Annotated in this window: 18 protein-coding genes; 7 read left to right on the top strand and 11 right to left on the bottom strand. The window is 64.4% G+C overall.

What is annotated here, in order from left to right; genetic code table 11:
• Nucleotides 1-25 precede the first annotated feature (25 nt).
• Nucleotides 26-1,222: an FAD-dependent oxidoreductase gene (locus tag ACTRWB_RS35985; protein WP_129517687.1), complete on the bottom strand. Its 1,197-nt coding sequence runs from the start codon at nucleotides 1,220-1,222 to the stop codon at nucleotides 26-28.
• Nucleotides 1,223-2,166: 944 nt separating this feature from the next.
• On the opposite strand from ACTRWB_RS35985, the gene ACTRWB_RS35980 reads away from it, so the two are divergent.
• Genes ACTRWB_RS35980 through ACTRWB_RS35970 form a run of 3 tightly spaced genes read left to right on the top strand, consistent with a single transcriptional unit; the run spans nucleotide 2,167 to nucleotide 4,136 of the window.
• Entirely contained in the window at nucleotides 2,167-2,973 is an 807-nt protein-coding gene (locus ACTRWB_RS35980) for a ParA family protein (protein WP_446904695.1), read from the top strand.
• 3 nt (nucleotides 2,974-2,976) lie between these two features.
• Entirely contained in the window at nucleotides 2,977-3,369 is a 393-nt protein-coding gene (locus tag ACTRWB_RS35975) for a hypothetical protein (protein WP_186271844.1), read from the top strand.
• A gap of 2 nt (nucleotides 3,370-3,371) precedes the next feature.
• Entirely contained in the window at nucleotides 3,372-4,136 is a 765-nt protein-coding gene (locus ACTRWB_RS35970; RefSeq protein WP_446904694.1) for a hypothetical protein, read from the top strand.
• Between the two features lie 319 nt (nucleotides 4,137-4,455).
• On the opposite strand, the gene ACTRWB_RS35965 is transcribed toward ACTRWB_RS35970, so the two are convergent.
• Both ACTRWB_RS35965 and ACTRWB_RS35960 read right to left on the bottom strand, forming a co-directional pair.
• The gene (locus ACTRWB_RS35965; RefSeq protein ID WP_446904693.1) at nucleotides 4,456-6,894 is read right to left on the bottom strand and encodes an AAA family ATPase; all 2,439 of its coding nucleotides are present in this window, start codon (nucleotides 6,892-6,894) and stop codon (nucleotides 4,456-4,458) included.
• A 16-nt stretch (nucleotides 6,895-6,910) separates the two neighbouring features.
• Nucleotides 6,911-7,945 carry a PDDEXK nuclease domain-containing protein gene (locus ACTRWB_RS35960; RefSeq protein ID WP_446904742.1) on the bottom strand — a complete coding sequence of 345 codons (1,035 nt, stop codon included), beginning with the start codon at nucleotides 7,943-7,945 and terminating at the stop codon, nucleotides 6,911-6,913.
• A gap of 762 nt (nucleotides 7,946-8,707) precedes the next feature.
• On the opposite strand from ACTRWB_RS35960, the gene msrB reads away from it, so the two are divergent.
• The 4 genes from msrB to ACTRWB_RS35940 all read left to right on the top strand — a co-directional run bounded on the left by msrB (nucleotide 8,708) and on the right by ACTRWB_RS35940 (nucleotide 13,248).
• Nucleotides 8,708-9,238 (top strand): peptide-methionine (R)-S-oxide reductase MsrB, encoded by a 531-nt coding sequence (gene msrB, locus ACTRWB_RS35955; protein ID WP_446904692.1) that lies wholly within the window; start codon nucleotides 8,708-8,710, stop codon nucleotides 9,236-9,238.
• 35 nt (nucleotides 9,239-9,273) lie between these two features.
• Entirely contained in the window at nucleotides 9,274-11,118 is a 1,845-nt protein-coding gene (locus ACTRWB_RS35950; RefSeq protein ID WP_446904691.1) for a cytochrome c biogenesis protein DipZ, read from the top strand.
• A gap of 60 nt (nucleotides 11,119-11,178) precedes the next feature.
• The gene (gene msrA, locus ACTRWB_RS35945) at nucleotides 11,179-11,922 is read left to right on the top strand and encodes a peptide-methionine (S)-S-oxide reductase MsrA (protein ID WP_446904690.1); all 744 of its coding nucleotides are present in this window, start codon (nucleotides 11,179-11,181) and stop codon (nucleotides 11,920-11,922) included.
• 210 nt (nucleotides 11,923-12,132) lie between these two features.
• Nucleotides 12,133-13,248 carry a Rieske 2Fe-2S domain-containing protein gene (locus ACTRWB_RS35940; RefSeq protein WP_446904689.1) on the top strand — a complete coding sequence of 372 codons (1,116 nt, stop codon included), beginning with the start codon at nucleotides 12,133-12,135 and terminating at the stop codon, nucleotides 13,246-13,248.
• A 34-nt stretch (nucleotides 13,249-13,282) separates the two neighbouring features.
• Here ACTRWB_RS35940 and ACTRWB_RS35935 read toward each other — a convergent pair whose 3' ends face one another.
• From ACTRWB_RS35935 to ACTRWB_RS35900, 8 genes are all read right to left on the bottom strand, one after another.
• A complete protein-coding gene (locus ACTRWB_RS35935) occupies nucleotides 13,283-13,672 on the bottom strand; it encodes a cytidine deaminase (protein ID WP_129517516.1) in 390 nt (129 codons plus the stop codon).
• A gap of 116 nt (nucleotides 13,673-13,788) precedes the next feature.
• Nucleotides 13,789-15,105 (bottom strand): thymidine phosphorylase, encoded by a 1,317-nt coding sequence (gene deoA, locus ACTRWB_RS35930; protein ID WP_446904688.1) that lies wholly within the window; start codon nucleotides 15,103-15,105, stop codon nucleotides 13,789-13,791.
• 39 nt (nucleotides 15,106-15,144) lie between these two features.
• On the bottom strand, nucleotides 15,145-16,419 hold the full coding sequence (locus ACTRWB_RS35925) for a NupC/NupG family nucleoside CNT transporter (RefSeq protein WP_193103033.1): 1,275 nt from the start codon (nucleotides 16,417-16,419) through the stop codon (nucleotides 15,145-15,147).
• Between the two features lie 153 nt (nucleotides 16,420-16,572).
• A complete protein-coding gene (gene hydA / locus ACTRWB_RS35920; RefSeq protein ID WP_446904687.1) occupies nucleotides 16,573-18,030 on the bottom strand; it encodes a dihydropyrimidinase in 1,458 nt (485 codons plus the stop codon).
• A gap of 52 nt (nucleotides 18,031-18,082) precedes the next feature.
• Nucleotides 18,083-19,591: an NCS1 family nucleobase:cation symporter-1 gene (locus ACTRWB_RS35915; RefSeq protein ID WP_446904686.1), complete on the bottom strand. Its 1,509-nt coding sequence runs from the start codon at nucleotides 19,589-19,591 to the stop codon at nucleotides 18,083-18,085.
• A gap of 100 nt (nucleotides 19,592-19,691) precedes the next feature.
• Nucleotides 19,692-21,005 carry an NAD-dependent dihydropyrimidine dehydrogenase subunit PreA gene (preA, locus tag ACTRWB_RS35910; RefSeq protein WP_446904685.1) on the bottom strand — a complete coding sequence of 438 codons (1,314 nt, stop codon included), beginning with the start codon at nucleotides 21,003-21,005 and terminating at the stop codon, nucleotides 19,692-19,694.
• Between the two features lie 58 nt (nucleotides 21,006-21,063).
• Nucleotides 21,064-22,401: an NAD(P)-dependent oxidoreductase gene (locus ACTRWB_RS35905; RefSeq protein ID WP_446904684.1), complete on the bottom strand. Its 1,338-nt coding sequence runs from the start codon at nucleotides 22,399-22,401 to the stop codon at nucleotides 21,064-21,066.
• Nucleotides 22,402-22,528: 127 nt separating this feature from the next.
• The gene (locus ACTRWB_RS35900) at nucleotides 22,529-23,809 is read right to left on the bottom strand and encodes an allantoate amidohydrolase (protein WP_446904683.1); all 1,281 of its coding nucleotides are present in this window, start codon (nucleotides 23,807-23,809) and stop codon (nucleotides 22,529-22,531) included.
• Nucleotides 23,810-23,820 lie beyond the last annotated feature (11 nt).

Raw genomic sequence — 23,820 nt, 5'->3', positions numbered from 1 at the left:
GCTCCCGTAGATGCCCGGCCTGCGCTCAGGCCAGCTTGTTGAAATAGCGGTTGCCGGTGGAGAAGTGCGAGATGTCGAATGGGGTATGACCGTCCAGGGTCAACTGGCAAAGAATTTCGCCTAGCAGCGGAACGAACTTTCCGGCCCAGCCGGTCGCATAGATGACGATGTCGCGGTGGTTCGGCACATAGTCGGGCGCGAAGTCGATCAGCAATTCCTTGTTCGCGATCTTGCTGAGTGCGACGAGGCAGGTCGACGTGAAGCGCGGAACCGGCTCGAGACCTTCCATATGCTCGCCGACCCACTCGGCCGTGAACGCGAGCTCCTGAGGATTCGGAATGGGCGTGCGCTGATCGGGGGACGTCAGCGGCGCGAGGACGAAATCGGAGGCGACACGGATATAGCCCGGGTAATTCCAGGCTACCTCCGGGAAGCCGTAGAACTGATTGCCGTTGTCGCCCACCGGGTTCTGGAAAACGAACCAGGTGGGGTACTGGATATCCGGCCGAGTCTTGCGGTAGTAGGCCGAGGCCATATTCCAGTAGGTCGCCGCGATACGGAACCCCAGCAGCTTGAACACGTCGTCGGCATAGGGGCCCGGCGTCAGCACCAGCTTTTCGGCACTGAAGGTCCCAAGCGGAGTCTTCACTTCAAAGAGGCCCTGCCGACGCTCGATGCCGATGACCGGCGCCTCCTGCAACAGCTGCACGAAGGGAGAGCGCTGATTCCAGTCGAGCAGCGTCCGCTGCGTGGCCGCGAGATCGATGCTGGCGCCCTGGGCCTGAAATAGTCCCGTATACGTCGACGGCAGATTGCGAAAGTGAAAACGCCTCTCCAGTTCGCCCGCATCCAGCGTTTCATAGGCAACCCCTTCGGCCTTCAGTGCTTGCTCGGCGGCGGGGATATTGCCCTCTGTCGACTTGACTGTCGGATCGCCGAACCACAAGGTGCCGACCGTGTCCATGAGCGGCTGCGGCGTCAAGCCTTGCAACTCGTCCCAATAGGGGATCGACTGCTTGACCAGCTTGACCATGTAGGCGTCGGGATAGGGAATGCGGAACTGGCGCGACACGCCAGCCGAGCTGCCAAGCTGGTTCACGAAGGTGAACTGCTCGAGCACCAGCGTCCTGGCCTTGCGCTTGCCGAGATGGTAGGCGGTCGATAGGCCCATGGGCCCTCCACCGACAACGATGACGTCAAAGCGATGCGTTGCGTCGTGCATGGTGGGGCTCCAGGGCATCCGGAAGCACATCGATTTCAGCGATCCGCGAGATCACGGTCCTGATTGATGCAGCAATGGCCGAGTCGCTAAGTCGAGCGTCAGAGAGGCTTTGAAAAGCGGGATTGATTACGCCAATTTCATGCTTGGCGATGCGTCGTCCGTATCACGCTTAGCCAGCCGCTGCGGTCGAATTACATGCCTGGCCACGGATGTGAGCAAGCTGGCAATCCTGACAGGAGGTTGAGATCTCAATCCCGGTTCGTCGCGACGAGTCAGGGTTTTCTCCAATGTTTTTATGGCCGATGTAGATTTGGTATATGACGCACGCCGCCTCACGCGAACGCCGCCGCGATGGTCGTCAGGTATTGAGGCTCGTCAGGTCGTCCCACGCGAAGACGATGATGTGCGACCGCCAGACCGACCCCGGATCGACATACTCGCCTGTTGGCCGGCAATTCAGCGCTTCGTAGACGTAGACAAAGACCGTGTTAACTCCCCGCGATGGCGTTGCTGCGCCCAGTCGCCGCGGTCACGCGTTGTGCGCCCCCCCCCCGAATTTGAGTTGGCAATCGTGCCGTAGTGATAAGGCTCCCTTTCTCGCTGGCGCGTTCGTCCCGGCGTCAGGATCTGTACGCGACAGCGAATGGCAGTTGGGGCGACGTGAACGACTCGTTGCAGCCATTCGCTGTGGGACCGCAGGAACGGCCCCTAATGATGTTGAACGGCCATATGAGCGGCTCTAAACTAGTTAGCGCAATTAGCGCCCGCGCGACTTGAGCAAGGTGACCGTCGTGTCGATCTTGCCCTAATGCGCGTTCCTGCTATATTCATGTCCGGAGCATGTACGTAGTCGGCGCCGGAGCCGGGGCGGCGGTCAGCAACGCTTATTGGCGAACGGATATCGTTACCGATTGCTAGAGTAAACGAAAAAAAGAGAGGGGAATATGACGGCGGTGGTTTCGTGTATAAATTTGAAGGGCGGAGTTGGGAAAACGGCATTAGCGGTCAACTTTGCGGCATTTTGCGGAAAAGAAAAGTTGAAAACTTTGTTGATCGACCTAGATCCTCAAACAAATGCAACTTTTTCCACCATGGGTGTCCAGGCTTGGAATGACAACGCTCGAAAGAACGGTACGGTGGCCGATCTGTTAGGCGCCCGCAAGCACACGGACGCGCAAGAAAAAGACAAAACCGCGGAGCAGGTAATTGTTAAAGATGTGTTCGAAAACGTTGATCTAATACCTTCGCATATCGATCTTTTTACTGTTGACCTTGATTTGGCTGGCGCACGATTTAGAGAGACAAGACTAAAAAACTCTCTCAAGGATACTCTTCCAAATTACGACATCGTAATTTGCGACTGTCCTCCAAACCTCACAATCCCGACTCAAAATGCGCTCGCATTCAGCACCCATTATGTCGTTCCGGTATCTCTCGATTTTTTGTCAGCAATTGGTGTCAGTTTGCTTCTCAAGCGAGTAGAAGAGTTTGGCGAAGATCTTGATCACGAGTTAGTGCAGGCAGGAGTGGTGATTTCACGAGTCGGACGCCCGGCGACCCACCGTGAGGAAACCGAGGCGACATTGCGGGCGCAATTCAAAAATGCGGTGCTCGCTGGCGTAATTCACGAACGGGTCTCAGTTAGCAAGTCAGCCCAATCAAATCATTCAATATTCGATTCAAATGATTCAATAGCGATTGGCGAATTTACTTCTGTCTGCCGTGAGCTGAAAAAACGGATTGGTGTCTAAACGATGAAAAGTCACGATTTTGCCAAGCATCTCGCCTTGATGGCACAGGCGCTAAGAGCAGCTCCAAATATTGAGCTTGAGAGCAGCATGGACTGGGAAGGCGTCTTTCAAAAGCGCTCCCGCTCAACGGTTAGCGATGAGGACATTCCACACGCTCTGAACATGCTAGTTGGGCTCAATAACGTCAGCAAACAGCAGTGGCTATCACTCATCGAGGAATTTGGGTTTGTAATTGACGTCAGGCCACGCGATGCAAACCGTGACATTTTCGGAAAATTGCTTAAATTTTTGGCCGAACACCCGGAAGAGCGAGTTCGCTTGGTGGGAAAGAAAAGTAAGAAACCGATTAAAGAGTCGGAAGAACTCGCAAACGCGCTGACAATTTTAATGCGGTAAATATGAACAATTTGCGTGCGGAAATTGAGCTAAATTTCGATCACTTCTTTCAAAATCTGCCGAGTGAAGTGTCGGCGGTTACGAAAGCGTTGTCAAATGAAAAAGGGCGATTCTTAGACAGCTACTTTCGATTAGTCACGTTGCAAGCGTGGCGGACAAATCTTATCGACGTAATTTCGGATAGCGCTGCGAATGAGTTCTTCAAGGAAGCTCAAAACGACGCCTTGGTCTCTCACTCTTTAGCACGACAAGGCTCTTGGCGCGTCGCATTGATTTGCCTTCGCAGTTGCATCGAAAACGTTTTATTCGGACTTTACTATCTCGATCACCCGGTCGAACTAGTGCAGTGGCATTCAGGTGGTCATCTGTTGGGTTTCACTGAAACGATTGCATACCTAGCCAAACATCCATCGCTGTCTGGGGTGGCTGAATCGATAACCGGCATAGACGTTATAAAGAGTGAATATGCGACGCTGTCCAAAGCAGTACACGGTTCAGCTGTGCACTTTCGCATGACGAAAGGCGGTGTTGTTCAGGGGCTAAACATCGATTCGTTGCCAGATTTAGGGGCGTGGCTTACGCGGGAACGGCAGACGTTAGTCGGCTTGAATCTACTTCTTGTGGCGTTTTTCCACAAGCATCTAGGGGGAGCTGCCCATCCCAACGTCCGAAAGGTTCTCGGTTTTACAATCCCGGCAGCAAAGCATGCCGAGATTAAAAAGCAGTTTGGAGTTCTGATCAGGGCACTTAAACCGAAGGACGATTGAAAATACACTCCGAAGCGGCGGATCCCGGATGTAGTGGTCGCACCGACCGCTTTTAGAAGGGCGCAGACGTTGGAGCTTTCACAGATTTTGCCTAACCAACGTCCGCAACTGGCCGAACGCGGCCGGCCGCCGCCCTGTGACGCGCGACCGGAGCAGATCGACCCACAAGGGGTACTCGCCATTCCCAATACCGGTCATTCGCAACGGCACGCTACGGGCCAGCGATCTCGCTCGGCGAACTCCCGCAAGTTTTCTCGACGGCGGGTCTGCGAAGACACTGGGTGCTGGGGAATCAGAAACTTGAACATGGTGGTAGCAATCAGCTCATTGAGCCGAGGTGGACGAACGCCATGGCCTGCTTCGCGAAGGGGTGCAGTTCCCCATCTGTCACGCTCGAGCGCGGAATCTTGCCCTGCGTGTCATGGTGGAACAAGCTGGCGAACTCGTTAAAGGACCGTAGGCTTTTGACTTCGGGCTTGAGCTGCTCGAGCGGGCTTCCGGCGGGTGCATTCTCGATAAGTCCGACGATGACGCCCATCGTCACGCCTTCCCGGATGAGGCCCGGGAAGCGTCGATGCAAATTGCCCTCGACGAGAACGCGTAGCGCCTGAGCTACATGCAGGAGGTCGTCGGGTGCGGCGCCCGACAGATAGTTCCACGTCGTCCTGTAGCGCTTATAGTAGTCCGACTCACACATCATCGAAAATTCGGCCGGCGCCAGCTCAGAGAACTCACCCACACGACGAATCTGCAGTGAAAGGATCTCCGGCACCTTCTCTTCAGTCATGACCTTCTCAAGCTCGTAGAGGAAATACGCGTCGTGCGCTAGGACGATGACCTGCGCGCACTTCTTAGCCACCTCACAGAGCGCTGTGATCGTCTGCGATCGGCGGTTGCTGTCGAGCGAAGCAAATACGTCGTCCATCACGACGATGTTGCCAGCATAGCTCTTCTCATGTAGGGCCTTCGCGAGGAAGAACGCCAGCGCCAAGCTGCGCTTGTCACCGTCAGAGAGGACCGTGCTGAAGGACGGCGCATTCGCCGCAGCCTTACCCGCGGGCACGTGCTTCTCGCGCACCAGCACGCCGTACTCCGTGCGTGGGGTAGGACCACCCACGTAGCTGTAGTTCAGCTTGCTGACCTTGAAGGGCGTACACAGGTGAGCTAACCACTTATTGATGTCGCTCTCGTACTCCGTCAGCATCGACGACATCAGCCTGTCCAGCGCTTCCCTCGCGGTCGCCTTGGCCTTCTCGTGATTGTTTCGCTCATCATCGGCTCGCTTTCGCTCGCTGACGATAGCGACCACATCGGTACTGTGACGAACCTTCTGCGCACGCACTCGAGCCAGGCTTGCTTCCAACTGCGCCTTGTCCTGGGTCTGCAGCCCCTTCTTGAAAGCAGCAATCTTTGTGTTTGCGACCTCGACGGCGGCGTTGTACTCGCCGAGCACCTGCAGGATAGTATCTCGAGCGTCGATGGCCCGCGTGAGGATGCCCGTGTCTAGGGGCTCTAGCGGTTGCTTGGCCTTCTCCTCGGCCGCCGCCCCCAGGCAGTCCCTGATTTCCTGAGCAAAGGCCTTCAATTCAGCAGTGTGGGGCGCAGTGCAGTCGAGTTGCAACTGCTCAGCCCATGCCTGCGCACGGTCGACGTTCGCCTGGAACTCGCTGACCCAGGAGTCGATGGTACCGTCGCTCAGCGAGCGACGAGCCGAGCCCGGCAGCGCCTGGATGCGGTTGTTGTGCTCGTTGTACGCCACGTTGAAGAACGTGCCGTAGGCCTCGATGATGTCTAGGCCTTTCGTCGATTGGCCGCAGAACGGGCAGTTTTCGTTCTTGACGAAACGCTGACCATCGCCAATCCACCGCTCTGAGTCCGAGCCGCCGTGACTCTCCATGTGCGCCTTGACCAACGCACCTGCGTTCTCATGCATCTGTTTGAAGGAGCTCTTGAGGACGGCTTCGAAATCGTTGAACTCGACCTGGGGCAGGGTCAGCAGCTTCAGCGCAGCGCGCTGACCGAGCGCGGTCGCCGAATTCGCGTTTGCGATTCGCGTCTCGTAGTCTGCAATCAGTTCGTCGGCCTGCAGTTCTTCAGGCAGTGCTAAGAAGGCCGTCACCGACATCGCGCCCCGGTAGCCCTGCAGTTTGCCCTCCGCCGCGCTGCGAGCTTTTGTCGCCGCCGTCATGGCCTCATGAGCTGCATCAACCTCCTTCTTCTTCGCCACGGCTGCGGTCCCTAAGGCAAAGTCGAGGAGAGACTGATGGTGGTCGGCCTGGACTTCGCTGCCAGCGTACACGTTGCGTTCAATGAAAGCTTGGTCAAATACCATCAAGTTCGGCATCGCAGCGTCCCAAGCGCCATTGTCGAACGTGATGTTGGTTCCGCCCGTGGGCAACTTGAAGCGGAACTGGGCCCGGGCTACACCGGTGCCGCCAATGGTCGCTCGCGCAGCCATGGCCTCAGCGTCTGCAGCGGCGCAAGCACGCATCACTGCCGACAGTGTCGACTTGCCCCGCCCATTGTCCGCGTAGATGAGGGTCGCGTGCTTGAGTTCGACTGCCTTGGCGAGCGGGGTAGCGAACAAACCCACGCCCTCTAGCTTTAGGATTTTTTCCAGCACGATGTTTTTTCCTGCCACTCGTAAAAACGATTTTCCCAATGCCAGCAACCGTGCCCTGCTGCAGCCGCTCTCGGCAGATGAGTTTCCTAGCGCGAGACCGTGACCAATTTTGGCATCCTTCTGCCGGTCAACCATTGTTCGTAAGTCGGCATCACGACTCCCGCTTTTCGTCGAGCCGAGCACGTGCCGCAGCAATCGATTGGTGCAGCTTCGCCTGCAGCGTCTCACGCGGTGGCAGCACGGTTAGGTACTCTGCCACGTGGATCCCGCTTTTGCCGAGTTCAAGCAATTCAATCTGCTCTTGCTTTTTTCCCGCACACAAGATGATGCCGATCGGCGGCGCCTCATCAGGCTCCTGCTCGTGCTTCGCGAGCCAGCGCAAGTACAGCTCCATCTGACTCTTGTACTCGGCCTTGAAGGAACCGAGCTTCAATTCGATCGCGACAAGACGCTTGAGCTTGCGGTTGTAGAACAGCAGATCAAGATAGAAGTCGTCATCGTCGATGGGAAGTCGTTTCTGGCGCGCAACAAACGTGAAGCCCGCGCCGAGCTCCAGTAGGAACTGCTCCATCTCGCGCAGGATCGCATCCTCGAGATCGCGCTCCAGATAGTGATCATTGAGGCCGAGAAAGTCGAGGATGTATGGATCTTTCAGCACGAGGTCAGGCGTCATCTGCTGCGCGTCGCGCAGGTGCGCCACTTCGTGCCGGATCACTTCGTCGGGTTGCCGCGACAGCGCGCTGCGCTCGAACAGCATCGATTGCATCCGCTCCTGCAACTGCCGCGACAACCAGCGCTCCAGACGACAGAGTTCAATGTAGAAGTCGCGCTTGAGCGGGTCTTCAACGTACATCAACATCTTCAGATGGGTCCAACTCAATTCTCTCCGCAGTGCGGAGAGAATTGGTTCATCCGGAAACACCTCGGCCGCGCGGATGCAGTGGCGCAATTGCTGCTCGCTCCACCCCCTGCCGTACTCGCCTCTCAGTTGTCGTGCGAGCGCGGGGAGGATCTGTTGTCCGTAGCCCGCGCGCTCACCGCCCAGCACATCATCTCGAATGCGACGACCAACCTGCCAATAAAGGAGGGTCAGTTCCGCGTTGACGGCCGCAGCCGCCCGAGCGCGCGCCGAATCAATCATGTGGCGGATGTCGGTCAAGAGGGATGCGGGGACGAGTTCTGTCATCTTGTCAGGAATGGAGGAATCGGCGGGCCGGTGCGCGCCAGCAGTGGCCACGTTACCGGAATCTCAGCAACGGCGGAACCCTGCTGGGCTCCCTCCACAATTCTCTCCGCACCGCGGAGATAATTCGGCCATCTGCCCCCGCCGAGGCCCTCACCTCTCACCGCCCTGAATGTGGACGCTCGCAATTGAGCTTCAGCTGCGTCTCAGGCGAATCCGCCTCACCAGCAGCCCTACCCGGATCAAAGATCGCCAAGGCACGAGTGTGACGAAAAGGTCGATGGATTCGGCCACTGGCACGCCGTCGTCAGCGCCAGAAAGCGGGGCCACAGAGGCGGTAGTAGAGCCCATAGTCGATCACAGCAGCCAGTAGCATCGAATGCCAAATTTAGGGCGCCGCGAGCTTAGGGCTTTCGCTCGATGTCCTGATCCGTCTATCAATGCGCATCAGACGCTCAGCGCAATTCGCGACCGCAGTCAAACAACGCTCGTGCCTCAGCCCGATTCGATCGGCAAGCCAAAGTCCGGATTCGCCACGCCACGCGACGAACACTAAAAATCGCAACGCGAACAGGTGCTCGGTAAACATCGGCGGCTCACCCGCTCGAAGGCCCTTGCCAGCCGGGGCTTGGACGGATTCCCACGCCCCACACCGCCCCACCCCCGCCATTCATCACAATTCATTTAACTTTCCGTGAGGACTTGGACACCGGCCTCTGCCTACGATGGGCGCATATTTTCAGGACCTGCTTCCAGGAGCCCATCATGCCCACCCGCAGACACCTGCTGTTCGCCGGCGCCACCGGCCTCGCCGCGCTCGCGACCCTGTCGTCCGTCGGCCGCCGCGCGCTGGTCGGCCGCGCGTTCGCCGCGCCGCCCGCCGCCCCGCAGCCGGCCGCCCCTTTCGAGGTCACGCTCAGCGACGCCGAATGGCATCGCCGGCTCACGCCCGCCCAGTACTCGATCCTGCGCGAAGCCGGCACCGAGCGGCCGTACAGCAGCCCGCTGAACGACGAGCACCGGCACGGCACGTTCGCGTGCGCGGGCTGCAGCCTCGCGCTGTTCTCGTCGGCCACCAAGTTCGACAGCCACACCGGCTGGCCAAGCTTCTGGAAACCGCTCGACCACGCGGTCGATACCAACGCCGACGCGTCGTTCGGGATGGTCCGCACCGAAGTGCATTGCCACCGCTGCGGCGGCCATCTCGGCCACGTGTTCGACGACGGCCCGCAGCCGACCGGCCTGCGCTACTGCATGAACGGCCTCGCGCTCACCTTCCACACGACCGCCGCCTGATCCGGCCCCACTCCCGACCGACTGGAGAACGCACCATGCTGCTCATCGTCCTTGCCTATCTCGGCGGCGTGCTCACGATCCTGAGCCCGTGCATCCTGCCCGTGCTGCCGTTCGTGTTCGCGCGCGCCGACCAGCCGTTCGTGCGCACCGGCCTGCCGCTGCTGGCCGGCATGGCGCTCACGTTCGCCGTCGTCGCGACGCTCGCGGCCGTCGGCGGCGGCTGGGTCGCGCAAGCGAACCAGGCCGGCCGCTGGATCGCCATCGTGCTGCTGGCGGTATTCGGCCTGACGCTGCTGATGCCGCGCTTCGCAGAACACCTGACGCGCCCGCTCGTCGCCGCCGGCAACCGGCTCACCGGCTTCGCGCAACGCGACGGCCGCCCGGCCGGCCCTGCGTCGTCGCTGCTGCTCGGCGTCGCCACGGGCCTGCTGTGGGCGCCGTGCGCGGGCCCGATCCTCGGCCTCGTGCTGACCGGCGCGGCGCTCCGCGGCGCGAGCGTCGGCACGACGCTGCTGCTCGTCGCGTATGCGGCCGGCGCGGCAACATCACTCGGCGTCGCGCTCGTGATCGGCGGCAAGGTGTTCGCCGCGATGAAGCGCTCGCTCGGCGCCGGCGAATGGATCCGGCGCGGGATCGGCGCGGCGCTGCTGGCCGGTACCGGCGCGATCGCGCTCGGCCTCGATACCGGCGCGCTCGCGCAACTGTCGACCGTCACGACGGGCGGGCTCGAGACGAAGCTCGTCGACCGGCTCGGCGGGCGCCCGAACGGCGCGCCGGCGGCGACGCCCGCAACGGGCAACGCGGCCGCCAATGCAAGCGGCGGCGCGATGATGGCCGCGACTGCCGATGGCGCGCAGGCTGGCGGTGCGTTGATGCGCGTGGCCGACGCGAAACCGTCCACGCTGCCCGTCGAAGGCACGCTGCCGTCGCTCGACGGTGCCGTGCAGTGGCTGAACTCGCCGCCGCTGACGGCCGCCGGCCTGCGCGGCAAGGTCGTGCTCGTCGACTTCTGGACGTACTCGTGCATCAACTGCCTGCGCACGCTGCCGTACACGACCGCGTGGGCACGCAAGTACGCGCCGTACGGGCTCGTCGTGATCGGCGTGCACGCGCCGGAATTCGCATTCGAACGCGACATCGGCAACGTGAAGAAGGCCGTGCACGACCTCGGCATCGACTTCCCGGTCGCGATCGACAACGGCTATTCGATCTGGCGCGCGTTCGGCAACGAATACTGGCCCGCGCACTACTTCATCGACGCACAGGGGCGCATCCGCCATCACCACTTCGGCGAAGGCGAATACGCGCAGTCGGAACGCGCGATCCAGTCGCTGCTCGCCGAAGCTGGGCACCCGGAAGCGCTGAACGTGCCGCTCGGCCTGGCCGGTGCGCCCGCGAGCGGCGCGCTCGCGGCAGCGGACACCGCGGATGTCCGCTCGCCCGAAACCTATGTCGGTTATGCGCGCGCTGAAGACTTCACGTCGCCGGGCGGCGTCGTGCGCGATACGGCGCACCGCTACGACGCGCCGGCCCGCCCCGACCTCAACGACTGGGGCCTCGCCGGCACGTGGCAGGTCGGTGCCGAGCGCGCGTCGCTCGCCGCGCCGGACGGCCGGATCGTCTACCGCTTCCATGCGCGCGACCTGCACCTCGTGCTCGGCCCGGGTGCGAACGGCCAGCCCGTGCGCTTTCGTGTGACGCTCGACGGCGCGGCGCCCGGTGCCGCGCACGGCGCCGACGTCGATGCGCAGGGCTACGGCACCGTCACCGGGCAGCGCCTGTACCAGCTCGTCCGGCAGCCCGGCGCGATCGCCGACCGCACGTTCGCGATCGAGTTTCTCGATCGCGGGGTCGATGCGTATGCATTCACTTTCGGTTGAACCCAGGCACCGCCGCAACCCGGCCACCGTCTTCGCCAACGCATTCAGAAGGAGCACACGATGAACCCGACACCCACCCGAGATTCCGCGTCGCGACGGCGCGCAGCGATGCTGCGCCGCATCGGCGCCATCGCCGTCGCGGCCGCCGCCGTGTTCGGCTTCCAGCGCGTCGTCAATTCCGCCGAGCCGATGCGCACCGTGCCCGCGCCGACGCTCGACGAAACGCCCGGCGCGGCCCACGACGAGACGGCCGTGCTCGCCGGCGGCTGCTTCTGGGGCGTACAGGGCGTGTTCGAGCACGTGAAGGGCGTGAAGCAGGTCACGGCCGGTTATGCGGGCGGCGCGTCCGAAACCGCGCACTACACGCTCGTCGGCTCGGGGCTGACGGGGCACGCGGAATCGGTTCGCATCGTCTACGACCCGACGCAGATCACGTACGGCCGGCTGCTGCAGGTGTTCTTCTCGGTCGTGCACGACCCGACCGAGCTCAACCGTCAGGGCCCCGACGACGGGACGCAGTACCGGTCCGCGATCTTCCCGACCACCGCGCAGCAACGCGCGGTCGCGACCGCGTACATCGCCCAGCTTGGTGCCGCGCATGTGTTTCCGGCGCCGGTCGTCACGCGCGTCGAGGCGTACAAGGGGTTCTATCCGGCCGAGGCCTATCATCAGAACTACCTCGAGCTGCATCCCGACGCGCCGTATATCGCGTTCAACGACCTGCCGAAGGTCGCCGGGCTGAAGCAGCGCTTCCCGGCGCTGTACCGCACGAACGCGGTGCTGTGGAGCGACACCGGCTCGTGACCCGCAACCGGCCGCATGATGCGGTGCCGCGCGGCCAGCGCGCGCGCCGCCCTGCGGCCGGTTTGCGCCGCATCAACGAAACACCTGCCGCCGTGCCGGGGCAAACCCGCATCGCGTCCGCCGTACCGGGCAACTTCGCGTAGACTTCTTGAGATCCCCGCCGCCACGATGCGGCGTTCGGAACAATCGCCCAGCCAGGAGGCGTCACGCATGCGCGCAGTGCCTTTGCCTGACAGCAACACCCTCGAGGAGCCGTCCACCGGCGCGGTCGTGCGCGACCTGCGCCGCGTGCCCATTCACCCCGATCACTGGTATCCGCTTGCGTGGTCGCGCGAGCTGAAGCGCGGCAAGACGCTCGGCGTGCGCTTCGCCGGCGATCCGATCGTGCTCGTGCGCACCGAATCGGGCGCCGTGTACGCGCTCGAAGATCGTTGCGCGCACCGCCAGGTACCGCTGCACGCAGGGGTCGTGAGCGGCGAAACGCTGCGCTGCTGTTATCACGGCTGGACCTACGCGTGCGACAGCGGCCGCTGCGTCGACGTGCCCTACCTCGGCCGCGAGCGTTTGCCCAACGGCGTGCGCGCGTATCCGTGCCGCGAAGCGCACGGGCTGATCTTCGTGTTTCCGGGCGACGCGACGCTCGCCGACCAGCGGCCGTTCCCCGCGCTCGAATCGGCGGACGACCGCGCGTACAAGACCCGCCGCTTCGGCCGCGAGGTCAAGTGCCACTACTCGTTCATGCACGAGAACCTGATGGACATGAACCATCAGTTCCTGCATCGCAAGCAGATGGGGCAGATGCGAGCGCGTTCGGTAGGCCGTCGCCGCGGCGACGACTGGGTCGAGGTCGACTATACGTTCGTGCGGATGGAAGGCAAGCAGCCGGTCGGCGAAGCGCTCGTGTTCGGCGCGAGCAAGAAGGCGTCCGACCAGTCCGACAAGAGCGTGATGACGGTGCGCACCATCTACCCGTACCAGACGCTGCAGATCCGTTCGAGCGAAGGCACGCTCGTGATGGACCTGTGGATCGTCTACGTGCCGCTCGACGCCGAGCAACGCACCAACCGCACGTTCGGACTGCTGTCGATCCACAAGCCCGGCATCCCGTTCGCACTCGATCTCGCGTGGCCGCTGCTCGTCTGGTTCACCGAGCGCATCTTCCGCGAGGATCGCTGGATCGTCGAGCGCGAGCAGGAAGCGCACGATCGCCAGGGCGCCGACTGGAACCACGAAGTGTTTCCGGTCATCAACGAGCTGCGCGACCTGCTGCGCCAGTGCGGTGCGCGCACCGTGATCCCGATCCGCGAAGCGCGCGACGGCGCGTGATCCATGCGGCGCATGCTCGCCGCGGCGCGCGCCGTTACAACCGGAACGCGCCCGGCAGCAACGTGTCTGCGGTCGTGACGTCAACTGCTCCTTTCAGGTTGCTCAGGATCACTTCCATGTCGGGCGTGCCGATCTCGATGATCACCTGACGGCATGCGCCGCACGGCGCGATCGGGCCGTCCGTGTCGCCGACGACCGCGAGGCGCGCGAAGTCCCCCGGACGATAGCCGGCGGCGATGGCCGAAAACATCGCCGTGCGTTCCGCGCAATTGCACAATCCGTAGGACGCGTTCTCCACGTTGCAGCCGTGAAAAATCGTCCCGTCGTGCGCCTGCAGCGCCGCGCCGACCTTGAAGCGCGAATACGGCGCATACGCACGTTCGCGCGCCGCCTTGGCCTGTTCGATCAGTTCGTTTCGTTCCATCGCGATGATGCCTCCGGTAGTGGGTTGGGACGCATCGCCGCGGCCGCATCCCGGTGCGCACGATACTCCCTTGATGTAAAGCGGCCACCGATACCCGCACACTCCCCCGTGCAGGTTCAGCCGATCTGCTGGTGAATGGTCGGCGGCGCGGCGCCCGTCTCGCCCAGCACATAGCTGCGCTGGACCGCGTCCACCGCGTGCGCCGCGGTGTCGGTATCGCGGGCATGTACATAGCCGAGCGGTTGACCTGCGTCGACGCGCTGCCCGATCTCCGCGAGCGCGGACAGTCCGACCCGCGTGTCGATCGCATCTTCCGCACGCATGCGGCCGCCGCCGAGCGCGACGACCGCCAGCCCGAGCGCGCGGCAATCGACATGCTGCACCACGCCGCTCGCGCGCGATGGCACCGGTACGATCACCGCCGCGCGCGCAAGATGACGCCACGGCACATCGATCAGGTCCGCGGGACCGCCGAGCGCCACGACCATTCTCGCGAAGCGTTCCGCCGCCGCGCCCGAGTCGAGCGAGCGCTGCAGCATCGCCCGCGCCTGTGCGGTATCGCGTGCCAGCCCACCGGTGACGAGCAACTGCGCCGCGAGCGCCATCGTGACGTCATGCAGGCGGGCCGGAAGCGACTTGCCGGTCAGGTAGTCGATCGCGCACGCCACTTCGAGCGCATTGCCCGCGCACGGTGCGAGCGACTGGTTCATGTCGGTGAGGATCGCGGTCGTCTTCATGCCGGCGCCGTTGCCGACGTCGACGATACTGCGCGCCAGTTCCGCCGATTTCTCGACGGTCGGCATGAACGCACCGGAGCCGACCTTGACGTCCATCACGAGCCCGTCGAGCCCGGCCGCGAGCTTCTTCGACAGGATCGACGCGGTGATCATCGCGACCGACTCGACGGTTGCCGTCACGTCGCGAATCGCATAGATACGCTTGTCGGCCGGTGCCAGCCGCGCGGTCTGCCCGATGATCGCGACACCGACGTCGCGCACCGTGCGGCGAAACGCCGCCGTATCGGGCATCACGTCGTAGCCGGGAATCGCGCTGAGCTTGTCGAGCGTGCCGCCGGTATGGCCGAGCCCGCGCCCCGAGATCATCGGCACGTAGCCGCCGCACGCGGCCACCATCGGCCCGAGCATCAGCGACACTACATCGCCGACGCCGCCGGTCGAATGCTTGTCGATCACCGGCCCGTCGAGATCGAGCGCGCGCCAGTCGAGCACGTCGCCCGAATCGCGCTGCGCGATCGTCAGCGCGACGCGCTCGTCGACGCTCAGGTCGTTGAAGTACACGGCCATCGCGAACGCCGCGACCTGCCCCTCGGTCACGCTGCCGTCGGTCACGCCACGCACGAACGCGGTTATCCCTGCGTGATCGAGCGGCTGCCGGTTGCGCTTCTTGCGGATGAATTCCTGCGGTAGAAACATCGTTGCCTCTCCTCGATCGGTCGGTGGCTGCTGCACGGTTCAATGCAGGGAGAAGAACAGGCCGGCAATCGCGGCGCTCATCAGGTTCGACAGCGTCGCGGCCGTCAGCGCGCGCAAGCCGTGCCGCGCGACTTCCGAGCGACGCTCGGGCGCGACCGCGCTGAAGCCGCCCGCGAGAATCGCGATCGACGAGAAGTTCGCGAAGCCGCACAGCGCGAACGACACGATCGCGAGCGTCTTCGGGTCGAGCACCTGCAGGCCGGCCGCCGCGACGTGTTCGCTGCCCTTCAGGTAGGGCGACAGGTCGCCGTACGCGACGAACTCGTTGAAGATCAGTTTCTCGCCGATGAAATTGCCGGCCAGCGCCGCGTCGTGCCACGGCACGCCGATGATCCACGCCAGCGGCGCGAACAGATGGCCGAGAATGCCCAGCAGCGTGATCTGCGGAAAACCCGCGAACGCGGCCACGCCGCCGACGATGAGGTTCATCAGCGCGATGAGCCCCACGAACGCGATCAGCATCGCGCCGACGTTGATCGCGATCCGCAGGCCGACCGACGCGCCGGACGCTGCCGCCTCGATCACGTTGGCGGCCCGCTTGTCGTCGAAATCGAGACCGTCGACCACAACGCGGCTCGGTTCGACGGTCGGAAACAGCAGCTTGCCGAACAGCAGCCCGCCCGGCACCGCCATGAACGACGCGGCGAGCAGATACTCCATCTTCACGCCGAGGCCCGCATAGCCGACCAGCACCGAACCCGCGACCGATGCCATGCCGCTCGCCATCACCGTGAAGATCTCGGCGCTCGTCATGTTCCGCACGAACGGCTTCACGAGCGCGGGCATCTCGCTCTGCCCGAGAAAGATCGTCGCGACGGCCGAGCACGCCTCGATCCGGCTCACGCCGAGCACTTTCGCGAGCCCGGCACCGAGGATCGCGACGAGCCACTTCATCACGCCGATGTAGTACAGCACCGCGATCAGCGCGGTGACGAAGATGATCATCGGCAGCACGCGCAGGCCGAACACGAAGCCGCCGTCGCCGAACAGCTGGAACATCCGGCTGTCGACCAGCCCGCCGAACACGAACGAGATACCGTGATTGCCCATGTCGAGCACGCGATTGACGCCGTTCGCGGCCGCCGCCAGCGCCGCGCGGCCCGACGGCACGAACAGCACCAGCGCGCCGATCGCGAGCTGCGTAAGCAGCGCGGCGATCATGGTCCGACCGCTTACCGCGCGCCGGTTGTTCGACAGCAGATAAGCCACTAACAACAGGAACGACATGCCCAGGAGACTGCGCAGAATATCCACCTTGTGCTCCTTTCTCTCAATGTTATTGATCTTGTCCGGCACGCGGCCCGGAACGCTCTTGCGACGCTGTCGGTGGATATTACTCGTTCGGCGCGCTCAAATGCGTGCGGGGCGTGCCGCTCGAACCGGCACGCCCCGCAAGACACACGCCGTTCAACCCGCCCGCTCGACCGGATGCGGTTCGCGCAACCGGTTCGCGATGCGCGCCGCCTCGTAGTAGCCGGCCGCCGGCGGCCGTTTCAGATAACGACCCGCGCCGCGCACCGCACGCAGGTCGCCGTCGGCCCACGCAAGCGCGCCGCGCGTGAGCGTGTGCGTCGCGACGCCCTGCACGGTCATCCCCTCGAACACGTTGAAGTCGACCTGCTGGTGATGGGTCTTCACCGAAATCGTCTTCGTCGCGGCCGGGTCCCACACGACGAGATCGGCATCGGCGCCCACCTGCACGGCGCCCTTGCGCGGATACAGGTTGAAGATCTGCGCGGCGTTCGTCGACGTGATCCGCACGAACTCGTTCGGCGTGATGCGGCCGTGATTCACGCCGTGATGCCACAGCACCGACATGCGATCCTCGACGCCGCCGCAGCCGTTCGGGATCTTCGTGAAATCGTCGCGGCCCATCGCCTTCTGCGACGCGCAGAACACGCAGTGGTCGGTCGCCGTCGTATGCAGCTGCCCCGACTGCAGCCCGCGCCACAGCGCCTCGCGATGCTCGGCCGAGCGGAACGGCGGGCTCATCACGTGCGCGGCCGCACGCGTCCAGTCCGGGTCGCGATAGACCGCCTCGTCGATCACGAGGTGGCCCGGCAGCACCTCGCCGAACACGCGCAGCCCTTCGCTGCGCGCGCGCGTAATCACGTCGACCGCGTCCTTCGCCGACACGTGCACGATATACACGGGCACGCCGAGCACCTGTGCGATGCGGATCGCGCGGTTCGCGGCCTCGCCCTCGACCTCCGGCGGCCGCGACAGCGGATGCGCCTCCGGCCCCGTCATCCCGCGCGCGAGCAGCGCCTTTTGCAGCTGGAACACGAGCTCGCCGTTCTCCGCGTGCACGGTCGGCAGCGCGCCGAGTTCGAGCGAACGCGTGAAGCTGTTCACGAGCACCTCGTCGTCGGCCATGATCGCATTCTTGTACGCCATGAAGTGCTTGAAGCTCGACACGCCGTGCTCGCGCACCAGCGTGCCCATGTCGCGGTGCACGCTCTCGTCCCACCACGTCACCGCCACATGGAAGCCGTAATCGGCCGCCGCCTTCTCGGCCCAGCCGCGCCATGCATGGAACGCGTCCATCAGCGGCTGCTTCGGGCTCGGGATCACGAAATCGATGATGCTCGTCGTGCCGCCCGACAGCCCGGCGGCCGTACCCGAATAGAAATCGTCGCTCGCGGTCGTGCCCATGAACGGCAGTTCCATGTGCGTATGCGGATCGATGCCGCCCGGCATCACGTACTGGTCGTGCGCATCGACGACGGCCGCGCCGGCCGGCGCGTCGATCGTCTCGGCGATCTGCAGGATCGTGCCGCCGTCCTGCGGGTCGGCGCAGAGCACGTCCGCGCGATAGGAGCGGTCCGCATCGACCACGGTGCCGCCGCGAATCAGGATTGCCATTGGGTTGCCTCCTCGTTGACTGTCGGGTGCCGCATGCGGCGGGCTACGCGCATCATGCGCTCGCGATCTGCGCGCGCGGTCCGGCGCGCCACTTCATCCAGGTGCCGTACACGCCCGACGCCAGCACGAGGCCGACGAACCACGCGTACGTGTAAAGCGTGTTGAAGAACGCCGGCACGTTCGGGAACGACGCCGGAAATGCGGTGTGCAGGAAACCGGGCAGGTTCGGCAGCACGCCGACCGCGAGCGCCACCAGCGCGGCCGGGTTCCAGCCACGCGCGTAGCTGAAGCCGCCGCGTTCGTCGAACAGCGCGCGCGTGTCGAGCTGCGTGCCGCGTATCAGGAAGTAGTCGACCATCAGGATGCCCGCGACGGGCCCGAGCAACGCCGAATAACCGACGAGCCAGGTGAAGATATAACCGTCCGTCGTCGCGAGGATCTTCCACGGCATCATCACGATCGCGATCGTCGCGGTGATCATCCCGCCCGTGCGGTACGAGATGGCCTTCGGCCACAGGCTCGAGAAGTCGTATGCGGGGCCGACGAGATTCGCGGCGAGATTGCAGCACATCGTGTCGAGCGTGAGGATCACGAGCGCGATGCCCACGCCGATGCCCGTCATCCGGCTCGTCAGGTCGATCGGATCCCAGATCGCGTTGCCGTAGATCACGACGGTCGCCGACGTCACGACCACCGACACCACCGACAGCAGCGCCATCGGCAGCGGCAACCCGATCGACTGTCCGATCATCTGGTCCCGCTGCGAATGCGCGAAGCGCGTGAAATCGGGAATGTTCAGCGCGAGCGTCGCCCAGAAGCCGACCATCGCGGTCAGGCCCGGCCAGAAGGTCGCCCAGAACAGCCCGGCCTTCTTGCCGCCCGCCGCGAACTGCGATGGCGCCGACAGCATCGAGCCGAAGCCGCCCGCCTTCGACGTCGCCCACCACACGAGCGCCACGCACATCACGACCTTGATCGGCGCGGACCAGCTCTCGAGCCAGCGGATCGAATCGGTGCCGTGCAGGATGAAGTAGATCTGCAGCGCCCAGAACACGAGGAAGCACGCGAGCTGCCCGAACGAGATGCCGACGACCGGCAGCGCCGCGCCGTGCAGCGCGTTGCCGGTCAGGATGTTCAGCAGCGTGTAGATCGCGCTGCCGCCGAGCCAGGTCTGGATGCCGTACCAGCCGCACGCGACGATCGCGCGCAACAGCGCGGGCAGCTTCGCGCCCTGCGTGCCGAACGACGCGCGCACCAGCACCGCGTACGGAATCCCGTGTTTCGCGCCCGCATGGCCGATCAGCAGCATCGGCACGAGCACGATCAGGTTGCCGAGCAGCACGGTCATCACGGCCTGCCACGGCGACATGCCTTCCTGGATCAGCCCGGCCGCGAGCATGTACGACGCGATGTTCATCACCATCCCGACCCACAGCGCCGCGAAGTGATACCACTTCCACGTGCGTTGCGCCGGCGTCGTCGGCGCGAGGTCGTCGTTGTACAGGCTGCCGCCCGGCGCCGCGGCGCTGTCGGGATCGGCGGGAATCGCTGCGGGTTTCATCGAACGCACTCCACGTAAACGTCAGCGCCGGCATCGCGCGATGCCGGCCCAGGGGAACGAACAACGGCGGCGCCGGATCTCCCGCGCCGCCGGATGCAGGTCAAGCCGCCTTCGCGTGTTTCTCGGGTGCCGTCGGGCTCGTACTCGTACCCGCCTCCGCGCTCGCCGGGTTGTTCGGATGCGTGGTCCAGTTCGCGTAGTCGCCCGAATCGACGCGCTCCATCGTGATGCATTGCTCGACCGGACACACATGCATGCAAAGATTGCACCCGACGCATTCCGAGTCGATCACTTCGAAATGGCGCACGCCGTCCTTCTCGCGCGTAATCGCCTGGTGCGACGTGTCCTCGCATGCGATATGGCACAGCCCGCACTGGATGCAGCGGTCCTGGTCGATGCGCGCCTTGATGTCGTATTTCAGGTTCAGGTATTTCCAGTCGGTCACGTTCGGCACCGCGCGGCCGCGCACGTCGTCGAGCGTCGCGTAGCCCTTCTCGTCCATCCAGTTCGACAGCCCGTCGGCGAGATCCGATACGATCCGGAAGCCGTAATGCATCGCCGCGGTGCACACCTGCACGCTGCCGGCGCCGAGCACCATGAATTCGGCCGCATCGCGCCACGACGAAATACCGCCGATGCCCGAGATCGGCAGGTTCGGCGTTTCCGGATCGCGCGCGATCTCCGCGACCATGTTCAGCGCGATCGGCTTGACCGCCGGGCCGCAATAACCGCCGTGCGTGCCCTTGCCGTCGACCATCGGCATCGGCGCCATGTGATCGAGATCGACCGCAACGATCGAGTTGATCGTGTTGATCAGCGACACGCCGTCCGCGCCGCCCTTGTACGCGGCGCGCGAGCCCATCCGGATGTCGCTGATGTTCGGCGTGAGCTTCACGAGACACGGCAGCTTCGTGCCTTCCTTCACCCAGCGCGTGACCATCTCGACGTATTCGGGCACCTGCCCGACCGCCGCGCCCATCCCGCGCTCGCTCATCCCGTGCGGGCAGCCGAAGTTCAGCTCGACCGCGTCGGCGCCCGTGTCCTCGACGAGCGGCAGGATCCATTTCCAGTCGCGCTCGTTGCACGGCACCATCAGCGACACGATCAGCGCGCGGTCCGGCCAGTCGCGCTTCACTTGCGCGATCTCTCTCAGGTTCACGTCGAGCGGACGGTCGGTGATCAGCTCGATGTTGTTCAGCCCCGCGATGCGCTGGCCGTTCCACTGCACGGCGCCGTAGCGCGAACTGACGTTGACGACGTGCGGATCGAGCCCGAGCGTCTTCCAGACGACCCCGCCCCAGCCCGCCTCGAATGCGCGGTTGACGTTGTAGGCCTTGTCGGTCGGCGGCGCGGACGCGAGCCAGAAGGGATTCGGCGAAGTGATGCCCGCGATGGTGCAGCGAAGGTCGGCCATGTTCGGCTCCGTGAGAGTGGGGTCGCTATCGTGGATGCGTGGATGCGTGCGTGTGCGCTTAGGCGGCCTTCGCGTCGCGCTGCGCGAGCGCCGCGTCGATCGACGCAGCCGCGCGCTTGCCGTCCTGCACGGCCTGCACCGTCAGGTCGATGCCGTCCGTCGCCGCGCAGTCGCCGCCGGCCCACACGTCGGGCCATGCGGTGCGCCCGTCCGCGTCCACCGCGAAACGCGCGCCGTCCGCCGTCAGCAACTCGGCCGCGACGCCATCCGGCACCAGCGTCTGGCCGATCGCCTTCAGCACCATGTCCGCGTCGACGGTGAAGCGCTCGCCCGACGCCGCCTCGAATTCGACGCCCGTCACCTGCCCGTTCGTGCCCACCATGCGCACGGGCTTCGCGTGCGTGACGAGCGTGACGCCGCTCTTCTGCGCGAACTCGCGCTCGGCCCACGTCGCGCTCATCGCGTCCACGCCGCGCCGATAAACCATCGTCACGCGCTCGGCGCCGAGCTTGCGGCTCTGCACCGCCGCATCGATGGCCGTATTGCCGCCGCCGATCACCACCACGCGCCGCCCGACCGGCACGTTCTCCAGCCCGTCGGCCTGCCGCACCTGCTCGATGAAATCGACCGCGTTCATCACGCCAGCCAGTTGTTCGCCGTCGATCGCGAGCGCACGCACGCCGCCGAGACCCATCGCGAGAAACACCGCGTCGTGCTGCTCGCGCAGCGCATCGAGCGTCATGTCGCGCCCAAGCGCCACACCCGTTTCCAGCGTGATGCCGCCGACCGACAACAGCCACTCGACTTCGCGCTGCGCGAAATCGTCGACGGTCTTGTACGCGGCGATCCCGTATTCGTTGAGACCACCGGCCTTCGGGCGCGCGTCGAACAGCGTGACGCTGTGCCCGGCGAGCGCGAGCCGGTGTGCGCACGCGAGCCCGGCCGGCCCCGCACCGACCACCGCGACATGGCGGCCCGTTTCGGGCGCGCGCCGGAAGCGCACCGCGCCGGTCTCCATCGCCCAGTCAGTCGCGTGCCGCTGCAGCGCGCCGATCGCGACGGGCTGCGAATCCTGATGGTTGCGCACGCATGCGCCTTCGCACAGGATCTCGGTCGGGCACACGCGCGCGCACATCCCGCCGAGCGGATTCGCGGACAGGATGTCGGTCGCCGCGCCCTTCAGGTTGCCGTTGCCGATCTTGCGGATGAAGCTCGGGATGTCGATCTGCGTCGGGCACGCCTGCACGCACGGCGCGTCGTAGCAATAGTGGCAGCGGCTCGCGGCGGCCGCTGCCGCGGTCGGATCGAGCAGCGGCGCGATATCCGCGAATTCGCACGAGAGTTGCGTGGACGACAGGCGATGCGCGGCGATATCGCCGGTTGGCTTGGTGGTCATACGCGTTCCTTCGACTGGGTGGAGACAAAGCCGTCCCCGCCGGCTGCAAATGCACAGTCGGGGCGGTCATGCTGAGGAATCCTGCGCTCGCGCGCTATGCAGCCTGCCGGCTGCTACGGTCGATTCGTCATGAAGCCGGCTCGCATGCGCGCGACAACATCGCGTGCAGCAGCACGTTCGCGCCGGCCTCGATCCACGCGGGCGTCGCGTCCTCGATCTCGTTGTGACTGATGCCGTCGACACACGGCACGAACACCATCGACGTCGGCGCGACCTGCGCGAGATAACACGCGTCATGCCCCGCGCCCGACACGATGTCGCGATGCGAATACCCGAAGCGATCGGCCGCGCCGCGCACGGCCTCCACGCAGGCCGGATCGAACGCGACGGGCTTGTAGTAGAAAATCTGCTCGAGTTCCGTTTCGAGCCCGATATCGCCGGCGATGCGCGCGACGCCGTCGCGCAGCGCGGCATCCATCTTCGCGAGCACGGCGTCGTCCGGATGACGGAAATCGACGGTGAAGAACACACGGCCGGGGATCACGTTGCGCGAGTTCGGGTGGACCTGCATCATGCCGACCGTCGCGCAACCGAACGGCGCGTGATCGAGGCCGATCCGGTTGACGAGATCGACCACCCGCGACGCGCCGAGCAGCGCATCGCGGCGGCGCGGCATCGGCGTCGGCCCCGCATGCGCTTCCTGCCCGGTGAGGGTGATCTCGTACCAGCGCTGCCCCTGCGCATCGGTCACGACGCCGATCGTCTTGCACTCCGCCTCGAGAATCGGCCCCTGCTCGATATGCAGTTCGAATGCCGCGTGCAGCTTGCGTCCGCCGCACGGCACGTCGCCCGCGTAGCCGATGCGCGCCAGCTCCTCGCCGATCGTCTTGCCGTCGACGTCCTTGCGCGACAGCCCGTATTCGAGCGGAAACACGCCGGCGAACACACCGGACGCGACCATCGCGGGCGCAAAGCGCGAGCCCTCCTCGTTGGTCCAGATCACGACCTCGACCGGATGCTCGGTCTCGATGCCGTGATCGTTGAGACTGCGAATCACCTCGAGGCCGCCGAGCACGCCGTAGATGCCGTCGAAGCGGCCGCCCGTCGGCTGCGAATCCGCATGCGAGCCCGTGACGACCGGCGCCGCGTCGGCCACGCGGCCCGCGCGGCGCATGAACACGTTGCCCATCGTATCGACCGTCACCGTGCAGCCGGCCGCCTTCGCCCAGCCGACGATCAGGTCGCGGCCGGCCTTGTCGAGATCGGTCAGCGCGAGGCGGCACACGCCGCCCTTCGGCGTCGCGCCGATCTTCGCGACTTCCATCAGGCTGTCCCACAACCGCTTGCCGTCGATCTTGATCGACGGGTCGAAGACGGGCCGCTTCACTGCTTCCGATACCGCGTTCATTCGTATCGCTC

Source organism: Burkholderia sp. YIM B11467, from assembly GCF_052952715.1.
This window is presented reverse-complemented; position numbering and strand designations above follow the sequence as displayed.